General features: G+C 74.6%; 18 protein-coding genes. 8 read left to right on the forward strand and 10 right to left on the reverse strand.

Going from position 1 to position 20492, the window contains the following annotated elements:
- Positions 1-78 precede the first annotated feature (78 nt).
- Together DEJ51_RS33020 and DEJ51_RS33025 are read right to left on the reverse strand one after the other, a co-directional pair.
- The gene (locus DEJ51_RS33020) at positions 79-462 is read right to left on the reverse strand and encodes a VOC family protein (RefSeq protein ID WP_150261283.1); all 384 of its coding nucleotides are present in this window, start codon (positions 460-462) and stop codon (positions 79-81) included.
- Between the two features lie 7 nt (positions 463-469).
- A complete protein-coding gene (locus tag DEJ51_RS33025) occupies positions 470-2359 on the reverse strand; it encodes an ABC transporter ATP-binding protein (protein ID WP_150261284.1) in 1890 nt (629 codons plus the stop codon).
- A gap of 140 nt (positions 2360-2499) precedes the next feature.
- Between DEJ51_RS33025 and DEJ51_RS33030 the strand changes: the two genes are divergently transcribed.
- On the forward strand, positions 2500-4620 hold the full coding sequence (locus tag DEJ51_RS33030; RefSeq protein ID WP_150261285.1) for an AMP-binding protein: 2121 nt from the start codon (positions 2500-2502) through the stop codon (positions 4618-4620).
- A gap of 346 nt (positions 4621-4966) precedes the next feature.
- Positions 4967-6307 (forward strand): beta-propeller fold lactonase family protein, encoded by a 1341-nt coding sequence (locus DEJ51_RS33035; RefSeq protein WP_190620826.1) that lies wholly within the window; start codon positions 4967-4969, stop codon positions 6305-6307.
- A gap of 63 nt (positions 6308-6370) precedes the next feature.
- Here the strand turns inward: DEJ51_RS33035 and DEJ51_RS33040 are convergent, their stop codons facing one another.
- Together DEJ51_RS33040 and DEJ51_RS35425 are read right to left on the reverse strand one after the other, a co-directional pair.
- Entirely contained in the window at positions 6371-6712 is a 342-nt protein-coding gene (locus DEJ51_RS33040; protein ID WP_150261286.1) for a VOC family protein, read from the reverse strand.
- 10 nt (positions 6713-6722) lie between these two features.
- Entirely contained in the window at positions 6723-8609 is a 1887-nt protein-coding gene (locus tag DEJ51_RS35425; RefSeq protein ID WP_223836086.1) for a GNAT family N-acetyltransferase, read from the reverse strand.
- 95 nt (positions 8610-8704) lie between these two features.
- Here DEJ51_RS35425 and DEJ51_RS33050 point away from each other — a divergent pair, with 95 nt between their 5' ends.
- Positions 8705-9127 carry a DUF350 domain-containing protein gene (locus DEJ51_RS33050; RefSeq protein WP_150261287.1) on the forward strand — a complete coding sequence of 141 codons (423 nt, stop codon included), beginning with the start codon at positions 8705-8707 and terminating at the stop codon, positions 9125-9127.
- 93 nt (positions 9128-9220) lie between these two features.
- On the opposite strand, the gene DEJ51_RS33055 is transcribed toward DEJ51_RS33050, so the two are convergent.
- A complete protein-coding gene (locus DEJ51_RS33055; protein WP_150261288.1) occupies positions 9221-10450 on the reverse strand; it encodes an acyltransferase family protein in 1230 nt (409 codons plus the stop codon).
- Positions 10447-11493 (reverse strand): alpha/beta hydrolase, encoded by a 1047-nt coding sequence (locus DEJ51_RS33060; RefSeq protein ID WP_150261289.1) that lies wholly within the window; start codon positions 11491-11493, stop codon positions 10447-10449. The genes DEJ51_RS33055 and DEJ51_RS33060 overlap by 4 nt, the downstream gene beginning before the upstream one ends.
- Positions 11494-11782: 289 nt before the next feature.
- Here DEJ51_RS33060 and DEJ51_RS33065 point away from each other — a divergent pair, with 289 nt between their 5' ends.
- Positions 11783-12949: a calcium-binding protein gene (locus DEJ51_RS33065; RefSeq protein ID WP_190620828.1), complete on the forward strand. Its 1167-nt coding sequence runs from the start codon at positions 11783-11785 to the stop codon at positions 12947-12949.
- Between the two features lie 89 nt (positions 12950-13038).
- Entirely contained in the window at positions 13039-13449 is a 411-nt protein-coding gene (locus DEJ51_RS33070; RefSeq protein WP_150261291.1) for a RidA family protein, read from the forward strand.
- A 26-nt stretch (positions 13450-13475) separates the two neighbouring features.
- Here DEJ51_RS33070 and DEJ51_RS33075 read toward each other — a convergent pair whose 3' ends face one another.
- Entirely contained in the window at positions 13476-14156 is a 681-nt protein-coding gene (locus DEJ51_RS33075; RefSeq protein ID WP_150261292.1) for a response regulator, read from the reverse strand.
- Positions 14153-15511, reverse strand: a complete 1359-nt coding sequence (locus DEJ51_RS33080; protein WP_150261293.1) for a sensor histidine kinase — start codon at positions 15509-15511, stop codon at positions 14153-14155. Before DEJ51_RS33080 ends, DEJ51_RS33075 begins: the two co-directional genes overlap by 4 nt.
- 107 nt (positions 15512-15618) lie before the next feature.
- Between DEJ51_RS33080 and DEJ51_RS33085 the strand changes: the two genes are divergently transcribed.
- The 3 genes from DEJ51_RS33085 to DEJ51_RS33095 are packed head-to-tail and all read left to right on the forward strand — an operon-like array spanning position 15619 to position 17621.
- The gene (locus DEJ51_RS33085) at positions 15619-16566 is read left to right on the forward strand and encodes an AEC family transporter (RefSeq protein WP_150261294.1); all 948 of its coding nucleotides are present in this window, start codon (positions 15619-15621) and stop codon (positions 16564-16566) included.
- Positions 16563-17117 (forward strand): HXXEE domain-containing protein, encoded by a 555-nt coding sequence (locus DEJ51_RS33090; protein WP_150261295.1) that lies wholly within the window; start codon positions 16563-16565, stop codon positions 17115-17117. Before DEJ51_RS33085 ends, DEJ51_RS33090 begins: the two co-directional genes overlap by 4 nt.
- Before the next feature lie 54 nt (positions 17118-17171).
- On the forward strand, positions 17172-17621 hold the full coding sequence (locus tag DEJ51_RS33095) for a hypothetical protein (RefSeq protein ID WP_150261296.1): 450 nt from the start codon (positions 17172-17174) through the stop codon (positions 17619-17621).
- Here the strand turns inward: DEJ51_RS33095 and DEJ51_RS35680 are convergent.
- Both DEJ51_RS35680 and DEJ51_RS33105 read right to left on the reverse strand, forming a co-directional pair.
- Positions 17518-18780, reverse strand: coding sequence for a trypsin-like serine peptidase (locus DEJ51_RS35680; RefSeq protein WP_150261297.1), 1263 nt, complete (start codon positions 18778-18780; stop codon positions 17518-17520). The genes DEJ51_RS33095 and DEJ51_RS35680 overlap by 104 nt on opposite strands.
- Before the next feature lie 12 nt (positions 18781-18792).
- Positions 18793-20313, reverse strand: a complete 1521-nt coding sequence (locus tag DEJ51_RS33105) for an FAD-binding oxidoreductase (RefSeq protein ID WP_150261298.1) — start codon at positions 20311-20313, stop codon at positions 18793-18795.
- Positions 20314-20492 lie beyond the last annotated feature (179 nt).

Consider the following 20492-nt stretch of genomic DNA (forward strand, 5'->3'; position numbering starts at 1 on the left):
CGCGGCGGTCCGCGCTCGCCGTCGAAGACCTCCTCGACGGCGAGCGCGCCCGCCCCGCCCTGGCTGTCAGGACCGGTCTCAGGCGGGGTCCGCCGACTTGCGGGGCGTGGTCTGCTGGACCGCCCAGCCGTTGCCGTCGGGGTCGGAGAAGTAGACGAACGAGCCCCACGGCAGGTCCTGGATCTCCGTCACCTCCACCCCCCGGCCGCGCAGGTCCTCGTACGCCTCCTCGATGTCGGTGACGACGACCTGCATGTTGTCCAGCGACCCCGGAGTCATCCGGGTCAGCCCCTTGCCGATCGCGATCGAGCAGGCCGATCCCGGCGGGGTCAGCTGGACGAAGCGGATGTCCTCGCTGACGGTGACGTCGTGGTCGGCGTTGAAGCCGAGCTTCTCGTAGAAGGCCTTGGCCCGGTCGATGTCGGTGACGGGGACGGCGACGAGTTCCAGTTTGATGTCCATCAGAGCATCATGCTCCCGACACCGGTGCTCCGCCGTCCGACACCGCGAACTGGGTGCGGTACAGCTCCTCGTACCGGCCGCCCGCCGTCAGCAGCCCTGTGTGCGTGCCCCGTTCCACGATCCGGCCGTCCTCCACCACCAGGATCAGGTCCGCCGCCTGTACGGTCGACAGCCGGTGCGCGATCACCACCGCCGTCCGGCCCGCCAGGGCCTCGCCCAGGGCCTCCTGCACCGCGGCCTCCGAAGTGGAGTCCAGGTGCGCGGTGGCCTCGTCGAGGATCACCACCCGCTGCCGGGCCAGCAGCAGCCGGGCGATGGTCAGCCGCTGCCGCTCCCCGCCCGAGAGCCGGTAGCCGCGCTCGCCGACCACCGTGTCCAGTCCGTCGGGCAGCGAGGCGACGAGCCCGTCCAGCCGCGAGCGCCGCAGGGCCTCCCAGATCTCCTCCTCGGAGGCCTCCGGCCGGGCCAGCAGCAGGTTGGCGCGCACCGACTCGTGGAAGAGGTGCCCGTCCTGGGTGACCATGCCGAGCGTCTCGCGGATCGATTCGGCCGTCAGGTCCCGTACGTCGATCCCGCCGAGCCGGACCGCGCCCGCGTCGGCGTCGTACAGGCGCGGCAGCAGTTGCGCGATGGTCGACTTGCCGGCGCCGGACGAGCCGACCAGGGCGATCATCTGGCCCGGCTCGGCCCGGAAGGACACCTCGTGCAGTACCTGCGTACCGCCCCGGGCGTCCAGGGTGGCCACCTCCTCCAGGGAGGCGAGCGAGACCTTGTCGGCGGCCGGGTAGCCGAAGGAGACCCGGTCGAACTCCACGGCCACCGGGCCCTGCGGTACCCGGCGGGCGTCCGGCTTCTGCGCGACGAGCGGCTGCAGGTCGAGGATCTCGAAGACCCGCTCGAAGCTCACCATCGCGCTCATCACCTCGACGCGGGCGCCGGCCAGTGCGGTCAGCGGGGCGTAGAGCCGGGTCAGGAGCAGGGCGAGGGCGACGACGGAACCGGCGTCCAGGGAACCGCGCAGGGCATAGAACCCGCCGAGCCCGTAGACGAGCGCGAGGGCCAGCGCCGAGACCAGGGTGAGGGCCGTGATGAAGACCGACTGGGCCATCGCCGTGCGGATCCCGATGTCCCGCACCCGCGCCGCCCGGGCCGCGAACTCCGCGGACTCGTCGGCGGGCCGCCCGAAGAGCTTGACCAGCGTCGCGCCCGGGGCGGAGAACCGCTCGGTCATCTGGGTGCCCATCGCGGCGTTCAGCGCGGACGCCTCGCGCTGCATCGCCGCCATCCGCGTCCCCATCCGGCGGGCCGGCAGCACGAACACCGGCAGCAGCACCAGCGCCAGCAGGGTGATCTGCCAGGAGATGCCGAGCATCACGGTGAGGGTCAGCACCAGGGTGACGGTGTTGGCGACCACGCCCGACAGGGTGTTGCTGAACGCCCGCTGGGCGCCGATCACATCGTTGTTGAGGCGGCTGACCAGGGCTCCGGTCCGGGTCCGGGTGAAGAAGGCGACCGGCATCCGCTGCACGTGGTCGAAGACCGCCGTCCGCAGGTCCAGGATCAGCCCCTCGCCGAGGGTGGCGGAGAGTCTGCGGGTGAGCAGTCCGAGTCCCGCCTCGGCGACGGCGATCAGCGCGATGAGCAGGGCCAGCCGGGTGACCGCGGAGCTGTCGCGGCCGTCCACGATGGCCGTCACGACCCGGCTGGCGAGTACCGGGGTGGCGACCGCGAGCAGCGCGGTCACCACACTCAGCAGGAGGAAGAGGGTGAGCCCGCGGCGGTGCGGGCGGGCGAAGGCGGCGACGCGGCGCAGGCCCTCCCGGGAGAGCGTGCGACGGTCCTGCTGGGCGTTGATCGCGCTGTGCAGCGAGGTCCAGGCGGTGACTTCCATGTCCATGGCCCGAAGGCTAGGACCTCAACCAAACTTCAGGTCAAGCATCCGGTACGGGATCGCCCGCACGGGGCGCCAACTCCCGCCCGCACGAGCGATTATGGCGACCCCCGTCCGTTGTCGGCGCCCGGTGGCATCATCGGTCCATGACGCAGGGATCCGAGTCCGTACGCTTCGGCAAGCGAACCACCGACACCGTCCTGCACCGCTTCGAGCAGTGGGCCCGGGACACCCCCGGGGCCCGTGCGCTCATCGCCGGCCCGGACGGCCTCACCTATGGGGAACTGGACGCGCGCGCCGACCGGCTGGCGCACCGTCTGCTCGCCTCCGGCCTGCCGGCCGGCGCGCTCGTGGCCGTGGGCACCGCCCGCCAGAGCGAACTGGTCGTCGCCGTCCTGGCCGTCCTCAAGGCCGGCGGGTCCTACGCCGTCATCGACGTGGACAGCCCGCGCTCCGGCCGCCGGCAGCTGGCCGCAGCCGAGCCCCTCGTCCTGCTCACCGATGCCGCCCAGCACGCCGCCCTCGACAACGGCGACGGCCCCCGGGTGATCCTGCTCGACGCGCGGCCACCGGTGATCGGCGGTCCGCGCACCGGACGGACCGCGGCGGGGCCCGCCTACCCGCCCGGGGGCGCGCCCGCGGATCCACCTGGGGGCGCGCCCGCGGATGCGCCCGCGGACCGGCTTCCCGGGGCCGCCGCCCCGCCGCCCGGCCGCACCGCCGCGGTGCTGTTCACCGGGGCAGCCGAGCCTCGCGCGGTCCCCGTGAGCCACGGACTGCTCCTCGCCGCCCACGAGGGCTGGGCCGAGGTGGCCCGGCCGACCCCGCAGGACCGGCACCTGTTCACCACCGGCCCGGACGTCACCGCCTTCGCCGCGGGCTGGACCCGGGCCCTCTGCACGGGCGGCGCCCTCGTACTGTCCCCGCGCGCGGCCTGGAAACCCGAGGACATCCGCACGGCCGTCGAGACCGACCGCGTCACCGTGCTGAACACCGACCCGGCCGGCGCCACCCGGCTGCTGATCGAGGACGCGCGACAGGCAACCCCCGCCCCGGCCGCCCATCGCGGGGCCGACCCGGCCTGCCGGTCCCTGCGGCTGGTCGCCGTCTCGGGCGACCGGCTCTACCTCGACGAGCAGGCGACCTTGCAGATGCGGCTGCGCCCCGGCGCACGCGTCCTCAACGTCTACGGCTGCGCCGAGTGCGCCGGCATCGGCACCTGGTTCGAACTTCCACAGCTTCCCGCCCCGTTGGACGACCCTGAACGGATCTCCCTGCTCGGCACCGCGTTCCCCGGCTTCCGGGCCGAGGCGCACGGCGGGGAGATCCGCCTCGTCCCGCCGGACGGCGCCGACGCGATACCGACCGGCGACCTCGGGCTGCTCCGCGAGGACGGGCTGCTGGAGTACGGCGGCCGGCTCCGGGACCGGATCACCCTGCCCGGCGGCCGCCTGCTCGACCCGTACCCCGTCGAATCCGTCATCCGCAGCCACGAGGGGATCGGCGCGGTCGTCCTGAAGGGGGTCGACGGCCCGCGCGGCCCGCGGCGGCTCGTCGCGTACGTGGCCCCGCCGCCCGGCGGGCCGGCCGGGACCCTGCTGCCGGACGTCGAGGAGCTGCGCGACCACCTGGCGGGCAAGGTGCTCCGGGAGGACGTCCCGCGCACCGTGATCCGGCTGCGCACGCTGCCCCGTACCGCCGGGGGCCGGGAGGACCGGGACGCCCTGCCGCTGCCCGTCCTGCCCGCCGCGGCGCGGACCACCGGGAGCAAGTCCGGCACGTACGCGGCCGCCGCGGGCAGCAGCGAGCTCCCGGCGGGCTGCGCGGCCGGCTGCGGGGGAGTCGGACTCGGCCTCGTCGCGGTGATCCTGACGAACCTCCTGTGGCCCGGATCGACGGACCTCACCGGCGTGCCGCAGCCCTGGGCGTTCCTGTTCTCCCTGCTGTACCTGTTCGAGTGCGCCGCGTTCGGTGTCGGGGTGGTGTTCCTGTTCGGCGGCCGCGCCCGGATGCTCCGCCAGCGCCGCGGCCCCTCCCTGACCGCGGCCGCCCATCTGGCCGTGTCCTACCTGCTGTTGTCCTGGTGGCCGCAGGACAACCTCTACCGGCTGGCCGCCAAGCAGGACTGGCCGCGCCAGGCCGCCCTCGTCTACGCCTTCAACGTCCCGCTGATGATCGCGGGCGTCGTCGTGGCAGCCTACGTCGTCAGCAAACCGGCGGACCCCTTCGACTTCCACGACCCCGTCGACGACCGGCCCGGCCGCTGACCGGCCGGCGGGCCGGCCCGAGGGGTGCGTCCGGTCGGGTGGGCGAGGCACCGGTCGCAGGCGGGTCGGGTGGCGGCCGCACGGCCCGCAGTGATCGTCTGGAGGCCCCCGTCCGCTCCGGCACGCGTTCGCCCGTGTCGCGGCGCGAGGCGGTCGTCAGGGTGTCCGACCGAAGGGATCGTTCGACATGGGCCGAGAACAGGGCCGGGTGCCGGAAGCCGGAACAGCCGGACGTACGACGGCCGGCAGCCGCCCCGGGGACACGCCACCCGGTGGCGGGTCGGGCCGCTCGGGCAGGTCGGGCCGCTCGGTTCGGTACGTGCTGGGGCTTGCCCTGTCCGCGGTCATGGCGGCATCGACCCTCGTGGCGCTCCCGGCCGGCCGGGCCGAGGCGGTGGCACCCGGAACCCATGCCTACGTCGCCAACTACGACTCCGACAGCGTCTCCGTGATCGCCACCGCCTCCCAGGCGGTGGCCGTCACCATCCCGGTCGGGGACGGCCCCCAGGGCGTGGCGGTGACCCCCAACGGAACCCGTGCCTACGTCACCAACAGCATCGGCAACGACGTGTCGGTGATCGACACCGCCACGGACACCGTGACCGCCACCATCCCGGTCGGTGACAGCCCCGCCCCGGTCGCGGTGACACCGGACGGTGCCCGCGCCTATGTCGTCAACCGATCCGGCAACGACGTGTCGGTGATCGACACCGCCAGCAATGCCGTGACCACGACCATCCCCGTCGGCGACCAGCCCCTGGGAGTGGTGGTGACTCCCGACGGCACCCGTGCCTACGTGACCAACCGGATCGACTACAGCGTGTCGGTGATCGACGTCGCCGCCAGTGCGGTGACCGGCACCATCGCGGTCGGCGACGGACCGACGGGGGTCGCCGTGACTCCGGACGGCACCCGTGCCTACGTCACCAACCAGGACGACGACACCGTGTCGGTGATCGACGTCGCCACCGGCACGGTGACCGCCACCGTCCCCGTGGGCTCCACTCCCGTCTCGGTGGCCGTGGCGCCGGACGGCGCCCGCGCCTACGTCACCAACGCGAACGGCAACACCGTGTCGGTGATCGACGTCGCCACCGGCACGGTGACCGTCACCCTCCCCGTCGGCGCGTCCCCCTTCGGGGTCGCGGTGACCCCGGACAGCACCCGCGCCTACGTCGTCAACGAACAGACCTACGACGTGTCGGTGGTCGACACCGCCGCCGCAACGGTGATCGCCACGGTCCCGGTCGGCGTCACGCCGCGCGCGGTGACCATCGCGGACATCGGTGAGGTCCAGCCTCCGGGTGAGGAGCCGGTACCGACCGAGCTGAAGCTCACGGCGGCGAAGAAGAAGGAATCCGGCGGTGGCAAGACCCTCACGCTGACCGCCCGGCTGACCACCGTGGGCCGGCCCCTGCCGGGCCAGAACATCGGCTTCACCGCCGACGGCACGACGCTGTGCACCGCCACGACCAACTCCCGGGGTCAGGCGACCTGTACGGTCCGCGCCGGGGAGGCGAGGAACACCTGCTACACCGCCACCTTCCCCGGTGACGACACCTACCGGGCAGCCACTGCCACGCTCTGCCGCGACTCCCGTGACGGCAAGGGCGGCCACGAGCAGCCGCTCGGGCCGCGCGAAGCCGGCGACGTCTCCACCCCGAAGCCGTCGCCGGCCGGCACATGAGCCCCTCCCGTCGCACCGGCTGCCCCGGACGCTTCGGTTTCGCCGGCTCAGGGGGTGCCGCCCTCAGCTGCTGACGTACTCGTAGACGCCGCCATCGGGATGGCGCAGCACGGCACGGTGTCCGTTCGGGGTGGACTGCGCAGGGGCGAGCAGGGAGGCTCCGGCCTCCACCGCCTCCGACACGGCGCGGTCCAGGTCCGGCACCGACAGCGTCGCGGCCACCCCCGCGAAGCGCTCGGCGACCTCTTCCGGTCCGCTGAAGAGCAGGAAGGGGCCGACGGCGGCCAGCTCCAGCCCTGCGAAGCGAAACCTGTCGGCTGTCTCCCCGGTGAGCCGCTCGTAGAAGGGGGCAGCGGCTTCGAGGTCGTCCACGCGTCGGCGCAAGGTCATTGAAGTGATCGGCATACACGCATCCTTACAGGACCGAACCCGTCCGGGGACACCCCGTCACACGAGCCGGCATCGGCCGTCGTACGCCCGCCGAACGGGACGACGGCCGGGGCGGGCCGAACATCGCCCCGACCGCCAGGGCCTCGGCCCGCACCAGCGCCTCGGCCGCGTCCAGCACCGCCCTGCTGCGCGCGGCCACCAGCACACCCAGCCACGGCGCCGGTTCGAAGGCCCCGGTCGGGATCGCGGGGACGAACACCGCCCCGAGCTCCGCGCAGCCCCGGGCCAGGGCCGCGCACAACTCGTCGAGCTGGCCCTCGGGCAGCCGCGCCCCCAGCTCCACCCGGTCGGCGATCCGTACGAGGTGCCCCGCGCCCCGCAGCGCGTCGAGCCGGGCCGCCACCATGAAGGCGACGGACGGCCCGGTCAGCCGCAGGTTCGTCTCGGTCGGTGCGAGCCGCCCCGACCCGTCGGCGACGAAGTCCACGTCGAACCATCCCCGGTAGCCGGATTCCGCCAGTTCCCGGCCCACGGCCGCGCCGAAGGCGGTGAGGGACTTCTCCGCCCACGCGGGCACCACCCCGGGGCCCACCGTGGCACCCCGGTAGCAGCCGTCCACCACGTCCATCACCGCCCCGCCCACCTCGTGCGCGTGGCCCGCATCGTCGACGAAACCGTCGTACGTCAGATCCCGCGGCCCCCCGTCGGCCCCGGACGCCGGACCGCCGACGTACTCCTCCACCAGCAGCGGCCCGCGCGGCAGCCGCCGCAGCACGGCCCGCGCCCCGCCCGCGGCACGCACCCGCTCGGGGGTGAGCACCGTGGTGCCCGAACCCCCGACGCCGTGCTCCGACTTCACCACGGTGCTCTCGCCCGCCCGGGTCCTGGCCGCCAGCCTGCGGGCCGCCGCCCACCGCCCGTCGGCCCGCCACTGCCGGGGGAGCACGATCCCGGGATGCCCGCCGCCCGCCAGGATCCGCCCGAAGAGGGAGTGCGCCGCGGACTTAGACTCGTAGCGCAGCTCCCCGGGCCGCCACGGACGGCCCGCCAGCCGCCCGAACGGCCTGGTCCGGCCCCACGGTACGAGGGGCAGCCCACCCCCGGTGAGCAGCGCGGCCAGCGCCGGCCGGGCCCGTACCGCATCGCAGAGGCCGGGATCCGCGTCGCCGTCCAGCAGGCCGTCGTACACCTCCACCCCGCTCCAGCCCAGCTGGCGGCAGACCAGCTCGGTCCAGCCCCGGGGGACCGGCCGCGGCAGCACCAGCGCGGCCGGGTAGGGACTGTAGAAGGCGGCGAGGCACGCGTAGTGGTGCGCGGGCCCCTGCACCGGGTCCAGGGTGGCGTCGGCGAACTGCGCGTTGAACTCGCCGACGTTGCCCAGGTGCACGGCCCGCCCGCCGCCGGTCCAGGCACGCGCCCAGCCGGCGAGCGGGACGGGAGCCGTCTCGAACCGGACCAGAGCCGCAGCGGCGGCTTCCGCGTCGGGTGCGGCCACCGCCGCCCCGGCGGCCGCCGCTCCCGTCGCCACCGCCCCCATCGCCCGGTAGAAACCGGCCGCGTGCGGATCGGAGTCGATGACCAGCCGGCGCACCCCCAGGTCCACGGCCCGCCGCAGCACGTCCCGGTACAGCACCCGGCCCACGCCCTGCCCGATGGCGGACGGCTCCACGAAGAGCAGCCCGAGCGCCGCCAGCGGGGGAGTTCCCTCCAGCGAGGCGATCCCGAGCACCTCTCCCCGCCCGTTTTCGGCCACGGCGACACGGCGTGCGGTCACGTCGCCGGACCGGATCCGCAGGTCCGGCGCGCACGCGTCCAGGAAGGCGGGGTCGTACCCCCAGTGCGCCTTGGACCGCATCACCAGCCCGGTCAGGGCCTCCGCCTCGTCCGGCCGCGCGGCCCTGACCTTTACCATCTGCTGACCTCCCCATGGTCCGGGTCAAGGCCGTGCGATAGATTCGGCCTCCCCACGGCACATACTTTCCCACCCACGCGGAGACGGGCTTCTCAATGAGCGACATCATCAACGGACTTGGCCGCACGAGCGCCTACGGCGGCCTCGGCCTCGTGCTGCTGATCCTCGGCATCGTCCTCGTGGACGTGCTGACGCCCGGGAAGCTCCCCCAGCAGATCTGGGAGCAGCGCAACCGCAACGCGGCCCTCTTCCTCAGCTCCGCGCTCCTCGGTATCGGCGGCATCGTCTTCACCTCGATCTGGACGACCTACGACGACTTCGGCAAGGGCCTGCTGTCCACCGCGGCCTTCGGCCTGCTCGGCCTGATCCTGATGGCGGTGGCCTTCCTGGTGCTCGACCTGGTGACTCCCGGCAAGCTCGGCGCCATCGTCGTGGACCCGGAGCCCCACCCGGCGGTCTGGGTCTCGGCCGCCTGCAACCTCGCGGTGGCCGCGATCGTCGCCGCCTCGATCGCCTGACGCGGAGCGCCCGTTCACGGCGAGAGCGCCGCTCCCCCAGGGGAGCGGCGCTCTCGCCGTGAACGGGGCCGGGGCCGGTCCACCGGGTCCCGCTCAGGCGAGGCCCAGCGCGAACACCGCGAACCCCGCCGCCAGCAGCCCGGCCACGGTCCGGCGCAGGGCGCTCGCCCGACGGCCCTCCCGCGGCGCGACCTCGAACCGCCGCGTGTGGCGGGCGAGCGCGACGAGCAGCACCGCGAACACCGGCATCCACGCCAGCCGTGCCGCGATCCAGCCCAGGCTGTCCGGCGCCGTCGTCAGACCGGCCAGTTCCCCCAGGAACGAGCCCGGCACGGCCGCGGCCAGCATCGCCGTCTGGTGCCAGCACAGGATCGTCATCGCGGACAGGTTGATCACGACCACCGGGGCCCACAGGGCGGGCCGCGCCAGCAGCTTCGCCAGCCGGTCGCGCAGCAGGATCGCCGCACCCGACTGCGCCGAGGCCAGGGCCAGGACCAGGAGCGACGGCGGGTGTGAGTTGGTGCGCGCCGCACCCGGTACGCCGACCATCGACGCCGGGTAGTGGAACACCGCCAGCAGCGCGGCGAACAGCAGTGCCCCGCCCGCCAGCAGCAGCCAGGCCCCGCGCCGCCCGATCCGCCGCTCGCCCCAGGAGACGCCCAGCTGGTACGCGAACAGCCAGCCCGGCAGGATGTTCACCACGGCCAGCCACGAGGGCACGGAGTCGGCGAACGGCCCGTAGCGCAGGAAGTCGACCACGGCGACGCAGCCGAGCAGCGGGGCGGCCGCCCAGCCCCCGAGGCGCCGCGCCGCCCGCACGCAGTACGGGGTCAGCGCGGTGACCACCACGTACACCCCGACGAACCACAGCGGTTGGACCACCAGCGTCGCCCCGGTCCGCAGCGAGGCCTCCGGGACCCCGGCCGCGTACAGCAGGGGCGCGGCGAGCGCCCACACCGCGGTCACCCCGAGCACCGGCCGTCCCAGGCGTACGATCCGGCCCTTGAGCCAGGCGCCGGTCGTCCCCGTGCGGCGCCGGAAGGAGAGCGCCGAGGCGTACCCGCCGACGAGGAAGAAGATGCCCAGCATCTGCAGCACCCAGCTCGCCGGGGCCAGGCCGCCGAACGCGGACAGCGGGCTGGCGTTGTGCAGGCCGCCGTCGGAGTCGAGGGTGAAGCCGCCGAGCAGCCAGTGGCCGGTGGGCACGGCCAGCAGCGCCAGGGCGCGCAGCCCGTCGATCGCCCGGTCGCGGTGGGCGGGGGTCTGCCGGTCGATCCGGGCGGCGGCCTCGCGCAGCGGGGCCAGGGTGACGGAGGCGCTCATCGGGCCTCTCCCTTCGCGAGGGCGGCGAAGGCCGCGAGGGACTGGGTGCCGGGCCTGAAGTAGCCGGTGTGGCCCTCCACGTCGGCCGCCGGAACCCGGCGGGCGCCGAAGGCCGCGGAGGTGGGGTCGGTGCCGTGCCCGATCCCGGCGAACTCGACGTTCGGGACGTCGGCGATCCAGTCGGAGGGGCCCCGGGCCGCCCAGACCCGGGCCCCGGTCCGCAGGGCGGCCGCGGTGTCGGCGCGCATGCCGGGGGAGCCGAAGGCCACGATGTCGGTGGCGTCGGTGTGCCGGGCCGCGAGCCCGCACACCACCGAGCCGTAGCTGTGGCAGAACAGCACCGGGTCGGGTGCGCCGACCGCGTCGAGTCCCTCCGTGAACCGGGCCAGCCGTACCGCCCCGGCCCGGGCGAGACGGCCGCCGGCCGCATCGAGGCCGACGCCGACCGGAGTCGTGTAACCGATCCACGCGACGACGGCGACGGACCCGGACCCGGTCGCCTCGCGCAGGGCCCGGGCCATTCCCGCCGGACCGGTATGGGGCGAGTGCGGGGCGTCGTACGCGGCGGCGTCGTTGTCCGAACCCGGCACGATCACCGAGACGTGCTCCGCGCTCTCCAGGTCCCCGAACACCTCGGCCACCTGGCCCCGGCCGCGCGGGTCGAAGGCCAGGACCTGCCGGTCCGGCGCGGCGAGGGAGGCGTAGCGCGCCTCACCCGTGGCGGCCGCGGCGAGCCGGTTGGCCTCGTACCGCAGGGGGAGCGGCGCCCCGTCCAGGTTGCCCACCACCAGCGGGTGGGACCGCAGCAGTTGCCGGCGCGCCTGGTCGTCCAGCCCGGCGAAGAAGGCGGCGACCTCCCGCGGTGCGGCGGTCGCCGGATCGGGCAGCGACCGGCCGGACACCGTGTCGGCCCGCCAGGCGGCGGTTCCCGGCGGCGGTCCGGTGACCGCCGCCTGGCTGTCGCCCGAGGCCCACCCGGCGGTCCCCCCGACGAGGGCCACCGCCACCGCGGCAGCGACCAGCGTCCTTCCCAAGCGGCGCATTCCCCTTCTCCTCTCCTCGTGACGAGGTGGAAGGTAGGGAGGGGGTACCGGCGCGTACGTCCGACCGGGGAGCCAAGTCGGATGTCATACCCCGGTAGGGGGTGGAGGAGACGGCGCCCCCGGCCGCACCCTGACTGACGTGTCCGCCCGCCCGGCCCGGCGTTGCTCCACGGGTGCGATCCGCGTCAGCCGTCTGCCGCGGCCCGCCCGTGTGTCGGCGTCACCGAGGTGCATGCCCCGACTAGTTATGGCGATAGTCCGACTATTCGTGGCCAAGGGAGTACCGACGATGCCCCACCCGGAACACCAGCGAGCGGCCGGGCCGGGACGTCGCCCGCACCGGACGGCCGCCGCCGGCCTCGCCTGCGCCCTGGCTGCCGGATCCGTGGTCCTCCTCGGTACCGGGGACGCCGGCGCACGGGCGGTGACCTGCTTCGGCGTTCCCGCCACCCTCGTCGTCACCACCCCCGGCGCGACCACCGAGGGCACCCCGGGCGACGACGTGATCGTCGGTACCCCGGGCCCGGACACGATCCACGGCCTGGGCGGCGACGACCTGATCTGCGGTCTGGCGGGCGACGACGTCCTCGTCGGCGGACTCGGCGACGACCAGGCCGACGGGTCGGCGGGCGCCGACCAACTGCGCGGCGACAGCTTCAGCCCCACCGGCGACGCCACGGGCGGCGGCAACGACCGCCTCCTCGGAGGCGACGGGGACGACCAGTTCACCGGCGACAGCTACGCCCCCGGGGGCAAGGCCACAGGCGGTGGTGACGACCAGCTGATCGGCGGCCCCGGCAACGACCGGATGACCGGGGACAGCAGAGGACTGAGCGCGGTCGGCGGCGGAGCCGACCGGATCGACGGCGGGCCCGGCGACGACGCCATGCTCGGCGACTCCGGCGCGTTCGCCGGTGACGCGACGGGCTCCGGGGACGACGTACTGCTCGGCGGGCCCGGCGCCGAGACGATGACCGGGGACAGCGAGGCCGCACGGAACGCGGTGGGCGGCGGCGGCGACGACCTGCTGGACCTCGGTGCCGACGGCGGGATCTCGGCGATCGGCGACCACACCGTCACCAGCCCGGCCGGGGGCCGCGCGAACGGCGCCGGCGACGACCGGATCATCGGCGGCGCCTCCGACGAGTACCTCGTCGGGGACAGCGGCCCGGCCGACGCGCGCCGCACCGCCGCGGGCGACGACACCATCAGCGGCGGCGCGGGGAACGACCGCGTCTACGGCGACAACGTCGACCTCACCGGCACGGCGAGCGCGGGGACCGCCGGAGGCGCCGACTTCCTCGACGGCGGCGAAGGCGTCGACACCCTGAGGGCGGGCCCCGCCGGCGACTTCCTCACCGGAGGCCCGGACGGCCCCGACGGCCCGGACGCCTGCGACGGCGAAGGCGGAAAGGACTTCGCCACCGGCTGCGAGACCTTTGCGGGCCTGCCCTAAGCCGTTCTTCGACCGCACGGCACGGCGGAACGCCTGCCGGTGGAGAAAACACGGTGCGGGCCGGCGCCAAGCCGGTCAGACTCGCCGGCATGACCGAGAAGATCACCCGCATCAACCCCGAGCCGTTGCACGAGACACCCGGCTACCACCACATCACCGTGGTGGAGGCAGGCCGTACCGCCTATCTGGCGGGTCAGTGCCCGCTCGATCGCACGGGTGAACTCGTCGGTTCCGGTTCCCTCGAGACACAGGTCGACCAGGTGGTCGCGAACGCGCTCGCCGCCCTGGCAGCGGTGAGCGCGCGGCCCGAACACGTGGTGCGGTCGGTGATCTACGTGCGGAGCGAGGAGCGGGACATGCTCGCCACCGCATGGCGTCGGCTCACCGGGTCCGCCCTGGGGCCGGCGTTCACCACCGCCAGCACCCTCCTGGGCGTCGCCCAACTGGGCTTCGCGGGACAGCTCGTCGAGGTGGATCTCACCGTGGCGCTGCCCGACTGACGTGCGAACGGTGCAGGGGGAAGACCTCAGCCGGAGTCGCCCGGCCGTACCAGCCCCGCCTCGTACGCGAAGATCACCGCCTGGGCCCGGTCCCGCAGGCCGAGCTTGGCCAGCACCCGCCCGATGTGCGTCTTCACCGTCTGCTCCGCCAGCACCAGGTGCCCCGCGATCTCCTGGTTCGACAGTCCGCGCGCGATGAGCTCCAACACCTCGGTCTCACGCGGCGTGAGCCCCTTCAGCCGCAGCGCGGGGTCCTTGCGCGGCGCCGGGCGCTGCTGGACGAAGTCCGCGATCAGCCGGCGGGTCACCGAGGGCGCCAGCAGCGCCTCGCCCGAGGCGACCACCCGGACCGCCGCGATCAGATCGGCCGGCGGGGCGTCCTTGAGCAGGAACCCGGAAGCCCCCGCGCGCAGTGCCTCGTACACGTAGTCGTCGATGTCGAAGGTGGTCAGCATCAGCACCTTCGGCCGGTGCACCACCCCGGGCGGGGGACCGAGGATCTCCCGGGCGGCCGTGAGCCCGTCCATCTCCGGCATCCGCACGTCCATCAGCACCACGTCGGGGTGCGTGGAGCGCGACACCTGCACCCCCTGCCGCCCGTCGGGAGCCTCACCCACCACGTCGATGTCGGCCTGCGCCGACAGCAGCGCGGCGAACCCGGCCCGCACCATGGCCTGGTCGTCGACGATGATCACGCGGATGGTCACATCGAGTCCTCGGTCGGATCGTTCAGGGGCAGGCGTGCGGCGACCCGGAAGCCGCCGTCGGGCAGCGGGCCCGTGTCGAGCGTGCCGCCGGTCAACCGTACGCGCTCGCGCATTCCGACCAGGCCGTGCCCCGTGCCCGAACCCTCCAGCTCCACCACGGCGTCACGCGCCGGACCGTTGACCACGAGCACGAGGACCTCGTCCTCGTCGACCGTCACCGAGACCCGGGTGGGTGCGCCGGGGGCGTGCCGCACCACGTTGGCCAGGGCCTCCTGCACGATCCGGTACGCCGACAGGTCCACCGCCGGCGGCGCCGCCGCGGCCGCCCCGGCCGCCAGGGACAGTTCCACCGGCTGCCCGGCCCGTACGGTCGCCTCCACCAGCTGCTGCAGCCGGCTGATCCCCGGCTGCGGGGCCCGCTCGCCGTCCGCCCCGTCCGACCCGCCCGCGCCGTCGCCGCGCAGCACGGTCAGCAGCCGCCGCATTTCGCCCAGCGACTCCCGCGCGCTCGCCGCGATCGCCGCGAACTCCTCGCGTACGGGCTCCGGCATGCCCGGAACCCGGTACGGCGCAGAATCGGCCTGCACGGTGATCACCGACATGTGATGGGCCACCACGTCGTGCAACTCGCGTGCGATCCGGGCCCGTTCCTCCAGCAGGGTCCGCCGGGACCGCTCCGCCTCACTGATGCTCTCCTGCTCGGCGACCCGCTGCTGCGCGTCGCCGACCCCGCGCAGCGCGCCCGTCAGCACCAGCATGACGCCGCTGAGCACGAAGAGCAGGGCGTTGGTGTTCATCACGCCAGCGGGCTCGGAGAAGCCCAGGGCGGTACCGACGAGGCCGGTCACCAGCCACACCCCGACCAGGGTCCGGACGGACTCGCGCAGCCCCAGGCAGGCCATCAGCACCAGGTAGCCGACGATGGTCATCGGCGGCCACGGCCAGGAATGCCCGGCCACCTTGTCGGCACCGACGAGCAGCACCGCGGCGACGGTGTCGGCGGCCAGGACGACGATCCAGGCGTGGAGCGGCCGGGTCAGTGCGAGGAGCAGCGGCACGGTCTGTGCCACCCCCAGCGCGCCCGCCCAGCCGCCACCGACCCCGTAGTCGTTGGACAGCACCGTGATCGTCACCGGCAGCAGGGTGACGACGAAGATGCCGACGACGACGAACGGCAGCGCCCGCTGCCACCGCCGGGGCGCCCGGGCGAACAAGGGCTGCGCCGTCCCCGCCGGTGTGCGCAGCACGACGGCGAGCCGCGCCAGTGCGCCGGGCATCCGTGCACCGGCCGCCGAGGAGGTACGGATGCGTTCGCGAGTACGGCCGCGCAGCCGGTTCCGGGGTTCGTCGCTCATGATCGGACCAGCCTATGCCCCGGAGGCCGCGGAGGCCCCGGACGGCCCGGACCGCCCGGAAGCGGGTGGGGCTAGGCTGCGTGCAGTCGATCATGGGGGATACGGGCATGGGTGCCGCGGCGGCGTTGGAGAAACTGGTGCCGGTGCTGCTGGCGTTCGGCGGCGGGGTGCTGCTCGCCCGCCGGAAGACCGTTCCGGCCGAGGCCTCGAAGGTCTTCTCCGACTACGCCTTCCTCTTCGCCGTCCCGTGCTACCTCTTCGGCAACATCTACGCCAGTGACCTCGGGGCCCTGTTCAACTGGCGGGCCATCGGCGGCTACGCCGGGGCCGCGGCCCTCGCCGTGGCGGCGGTGGCCGTGGCGGCGGTCGCCCACGGCCTGCGCGAGCCGCGTGACGTGGCGCTGCGCGTGATGGCGGGAGTCCAGGTGAACACCGCCTACTTCGCCGTCCCCGTCTTCATCACCGTGTTCGGGACGGCGGCGCCGATCTTCCCGATCCTGCTCTTCCAGGTCTGCGTGCTGTCCCTGGTCGTGATCGCCCTCATGGAACTGGGCCGCGCGGGGCCGGCGGCCGGCGGTCCGGGCCGACGCCTCTCCCGCGCCGTCGGTGCCTCGCTCGCGACCCCGCTGGTCCTCGCCTGCAACGCGGGGATCCTGCTCAACCTGCTCTCGGTACGGGTCCCGGCCGTCGTCCTGGACGGCGCCGCGTTCGTCGGGGACAGCGCCTCCCCGGTGGCCCTGTTCGCCCTCGGCCTCCATCTGGGCGGCCTCGGTCTCGACCTGCGGGGCACCACGCGCGAGGAACTCGCCCTCATAGGCTTCAAGTGCCTGGCGTTCCCGCTGCTCACCTGGGCGGTGTGCGGGATGCTCTTCGGTGTCCGGGGCGAGTGGCTCGCGTACCTCGTCCTGATCGCGGCGATGCCGACCCCGCAGAACCTGTTCATCTTCGCCCAGCGCTACGACGTGGGCGTCGACCTCTCCGCGTCCGTGGTGATCAAGAGTTCACTCGTGTCGCTCCTGCTGCTGCCCCTGTGGCTGCAGACTGTGGTCCTATGAACGCCTTAACATCACACCCCTCGATAGCGCCGAGCGCCGTCACCCTGGGACTGTTCGCGGCCTGGGCCGTGCACGACCTCGAAGAGATGGCCACCGTGGCCCGCTGGTCCCGGACCCGCGTCCCCGTCCTGCGCGAGCGGCACCCCGGCGTCCCCGACCGGGTCTGGAGGAGCATGGAAGCGGTGGACGGCCGCGAGTTCGCCACCGCGGTCGCCGTGATGGGACTGGTCGTCGCGGCGGCCTCGGCCGACGGGTACCGCACCGGCGGCCGCTCGGCCTTCTACCAGGCTTCGCTGGGCGGCTTCGGTCTGCACGGCCTCGTCCACGTCGCACAGGCCGCCGTCACCCGCGGCTACACCCCGGGCGTGGTCACCTCACCGCTGCTCGTGGTCCCCTTCACCCTGTGGGCGCGCGGCCGGCTGCGCCGGGCCGGGGTCCTGCGGCCCGCGCGGGCCCGCGACATCGCCTCGGGCCTGGCCCTCGCGGGCGCGGCCACCGCCTTCTCGCACGCCGTCGCCCGGCGGATCCACCGGGCCGCGTCCGCGCGGTAACGGCCCGGCGTCCGCCCGTACGTACCCAGGACGGCATCGGCTCGTTGACCCGGCATGGAACTGCCGACCATCGCGGCGCCGGGTGTCGGTGAACGGGCCGACGCCATGGCCGATGCCGCCTGCCACCTCTACGACACCGTCGCCCCCTGGGGCGCCGACACGCCCGGCGGATGGAGCCGGACCGCCGCCGAGGACGCCGCCGAGGCGATCGAGACCACCGCGCACGCCCTCGCGTCCGTCGGCCCCGGGGCGGAGGTGGTCCTCGCCCCCGTCCACGCGGCCCTCGCCGACCTGCGCCGCCGGCTCGGCCTGCCACCCGCCGACGAGTTCGGCGGCGACGGGCTTCCGGTGACACCGCGTACGGTCGGCAACCCGCGCCGGACCCGGTGGGTACGGGTGCTCACGGCCGCGCCTGCGCCCCGGCAGGCCCCTTCGCCCCGGCAGCCGCCCGCGCCCCGGCAAGCGCCTTCGCTCCGGCAACCGCCTTCTCGTACAACTTCCTGACGTCCGCTCCGAAGTAGGAGCTGTACGAGGTGTCGGCCTTGTCCCCGCCGGTCTTCCAGCCACCGATGACCCCGACCACGTCCCCGGTCCCGGTACGCGCGTCGTAGCGGGTCACGAACGGGCCGCCGCTGGTCCCGCCGGGATAGCCCGTGCAGTCGATCCGCAGGAACGATCCGGGGATCCGCGCGTCGGTACTGGTGAACTTCCTCGTCCGGTTGGCGCAGACACGCGGCCGGGCGGCGGAGGCAGGGTGGCCGATCAGCGTGACCCGCGCGTGTGCGTAACCGGCTCCGGTCACCAGCCGGTTCCCGCCGACCACGGCCTCCACCGGGAAGCCGCGGGCGTCCGGACCCACCTGGGCGAAGGCCACGTCGAGGGCGGCCGCGCGGTCGACGCCCTGGGAGCGGTAGCGCGGGTCGATCCAGATCCTGGAGCGCCCGCCCGCATCCCGCAGGACCGGGAAGATGCCGTACGGCTGCGGCTTCGCCCGCGTGTACTGCGGTACGAAGGCCACCTGCTGGGTGTCGGAGCCGAGCAGGCAGTGCGCCGCCGTGAGCACCAGGTCGCGGCCGGGGGAGGAGACCACGCTGGCCGTGCAGAAGTAGGACCCGCCGCCCTTGACCAGGTACATCCGGCCGGCGACCGGGAGGCCGTCGAAGTTCTGCCCGATGCCGGGGGTGAGGACCGGCAGCCGTGGAACGGCCGGGCGGGCCGGGGCCGGAAGCGGAACCGGGGCCGACGGCGCGCGGGGAGGCGTGGGAACGGTACTGGGCGCGGGGGAGGGAGCCGGTGTGGCGGCCGGGGGCGCGGACGGCAGCGGGAGAGCCGTGACGGCGGGGGCGGGCGTCGGGACGGGGATCCCCCCGGCGGGTACGGCCGGTGCGGCCGGTGCGGCCGGCTCGGCTGGTTCATCCGGTTCGGCGGGTTCGGCCGGCTCCGGCGGCGCGGGATCGGTGTCGTCCAGGAGTCCGGGCGGCACGGGCGGCAACGGGACCGCGGAGGCCATCCGTCCGGCGGTCCAGAAGGACCGCGCCTCGCGCGCCGACCAGCGTCCCGCGGCCACCGGGGCGGCGACGGTCCCGGCCTCGGCCACGGGCAGCGGCCCTCCCGGCACCAGCAGGGCGGCCACCACCACGGCCATCGTCAACGTACGTCGCATGCCGGACACTCCTCAAAGGGCCTGGGGGAAACGGAAGAGCCGGTCCGGGTCGTGGACACGCCGGACCTCCTGAAGGCGCGCCAGGTTCGGGCCGTAGTAGGCCTCGCGCCAGCCCGTGAGCTTCGGATCGGTGTAGTTCTGGTAGGCACGGCCGCTCGCCCAGGGGCGCAGGTCCCGCCAGAGGCCGTCGAGCCAGCCCTGGTGCCGGGCCACCTCGGCGGCCGGCGCGGATTCGGGCCAGTAGACGAGGTACTGGGCGAGGAAGGCGCTGTCGCGGTGCACGAAGGCGGTCGAGCCGGCGGGGACCCGGTTCAGCGCTCCTCCGCAGACCCCGTCGAACTGGACGACGCCCCGGCCGCCCCGGGGCACGCGCGTCCCGTACCGGCGCACGGCGTCCAGGACCGCGCCGATCGCCGCGTCCGGCAGCCCGCCGCCCGCCCAGAAGTCGCAGCGCGCGGCGTAGGAGTCCCGGCCGAGCCGTCCCTGCGGGTCCCGGCCCGGCGTGGTGCCCGGCAGCCGGCACTGCGCGGGGCTCAGCTCCAGGCAGCCGGACAGCGCCCGGACGGTGTCCTCGTGGCTGCGTACGGTGATCCAGCTGTCCCGCGGCGCCCCGCCGACCAGGTCGGACAGCCGGGTCAGCTGCCGTTCCAGCTCGTGGCGTCCGTCGAGGCACACCACCCGTACCGCCGGCGTCGTCCCGGCCCCGGCATCCACCTCGACGGTGAACTCGACCTGGCTCCAGAACGGGTCCGGCAGCCCGGCCAGCCAGCGCTGCCAGCCGCGCAGTACGGCTGCCGAGTCGCCGCCGGGCCAGTGGAGTTCGGCGAAGGCGCACGCACCGACCGGGTGGGTGCGGAAGCGGAACTCGGTCACCACGCCGAAGTTGCCGCCGCCACCGCCGCGCAGCGCCCAGAAGAGCTCCGGATCGCGGCCGGCGTCGGCGGAGACCTCGCGGACGATCCCGTCGGGTGTGACCACCCGGGCCCCGGTGAGCCGGTCGGCTGTGGTCCCGTACGCCCGCGAGGCCAGGCCCAGGCCGCCGCCGAGGGTGAGTCCGGCGATGCCGACGGACGGGCACAGCCCGGTCGGGACGGACCGGCCGTGCCCCGCGAGGGCCGCGTGCACGTCCCCGAGCCGGGCACCCGCGCCGACCCGGACACCGTCCCCGTCCACCGACACGGTGGCCATGGCCCCCGTGTCGACGACCAGCCCGGCGGATCGCGTGGACCAGCCCGCGTAGCTGTGACCGCCACCGCGCGGGACCACGGGCGCGGCCGACCGGCGGGCGAAGTCCAGGCAGACGGCCACGTCCGCGGCGTGCGCGGGATAGGCCACCGCGGCCGGTGCGACGGTGTCGTACCGGGGCTGGAACAGGCGGCGGGCCTCCGGATAGTCCGGGTCCCCCGGGAGCACCACCCGCCCGTCGATCCCGCGCGCGAGCGCCCCGTAGTCCGGGGTCCGGGCCGCCGCCCCGGCGGTGGCGAGAACGGCCGCGGCCACGCTGCCCAGGACTTGGCGGCGATTGAGGCTCATACCCCCTTCCTGCCACCGTCCGGGCCGATAGCCGCGCAGGCGGGTCCCACACGCCCCGGGGTGCCCCCTGAACGGCGCACAGCCGAAACGGTTCGACTCGTCCTATGTGCGTACCGCACCACGTGAACGGCCGCCGTACGCCGCCCCCGTGACCCCGAGCCGTTCACGAACACCGGTGG

The organism is Streptomyces venezuelae (assembly GCF_008642275.1).
Taxonomy (GTDB): domain Bacteria; phylum Actinomycetota; class Actinomycetes; order Streptomycetales; family Streptomycetaceae; genus Streptomyces; species Streptomyces venezuelae_E.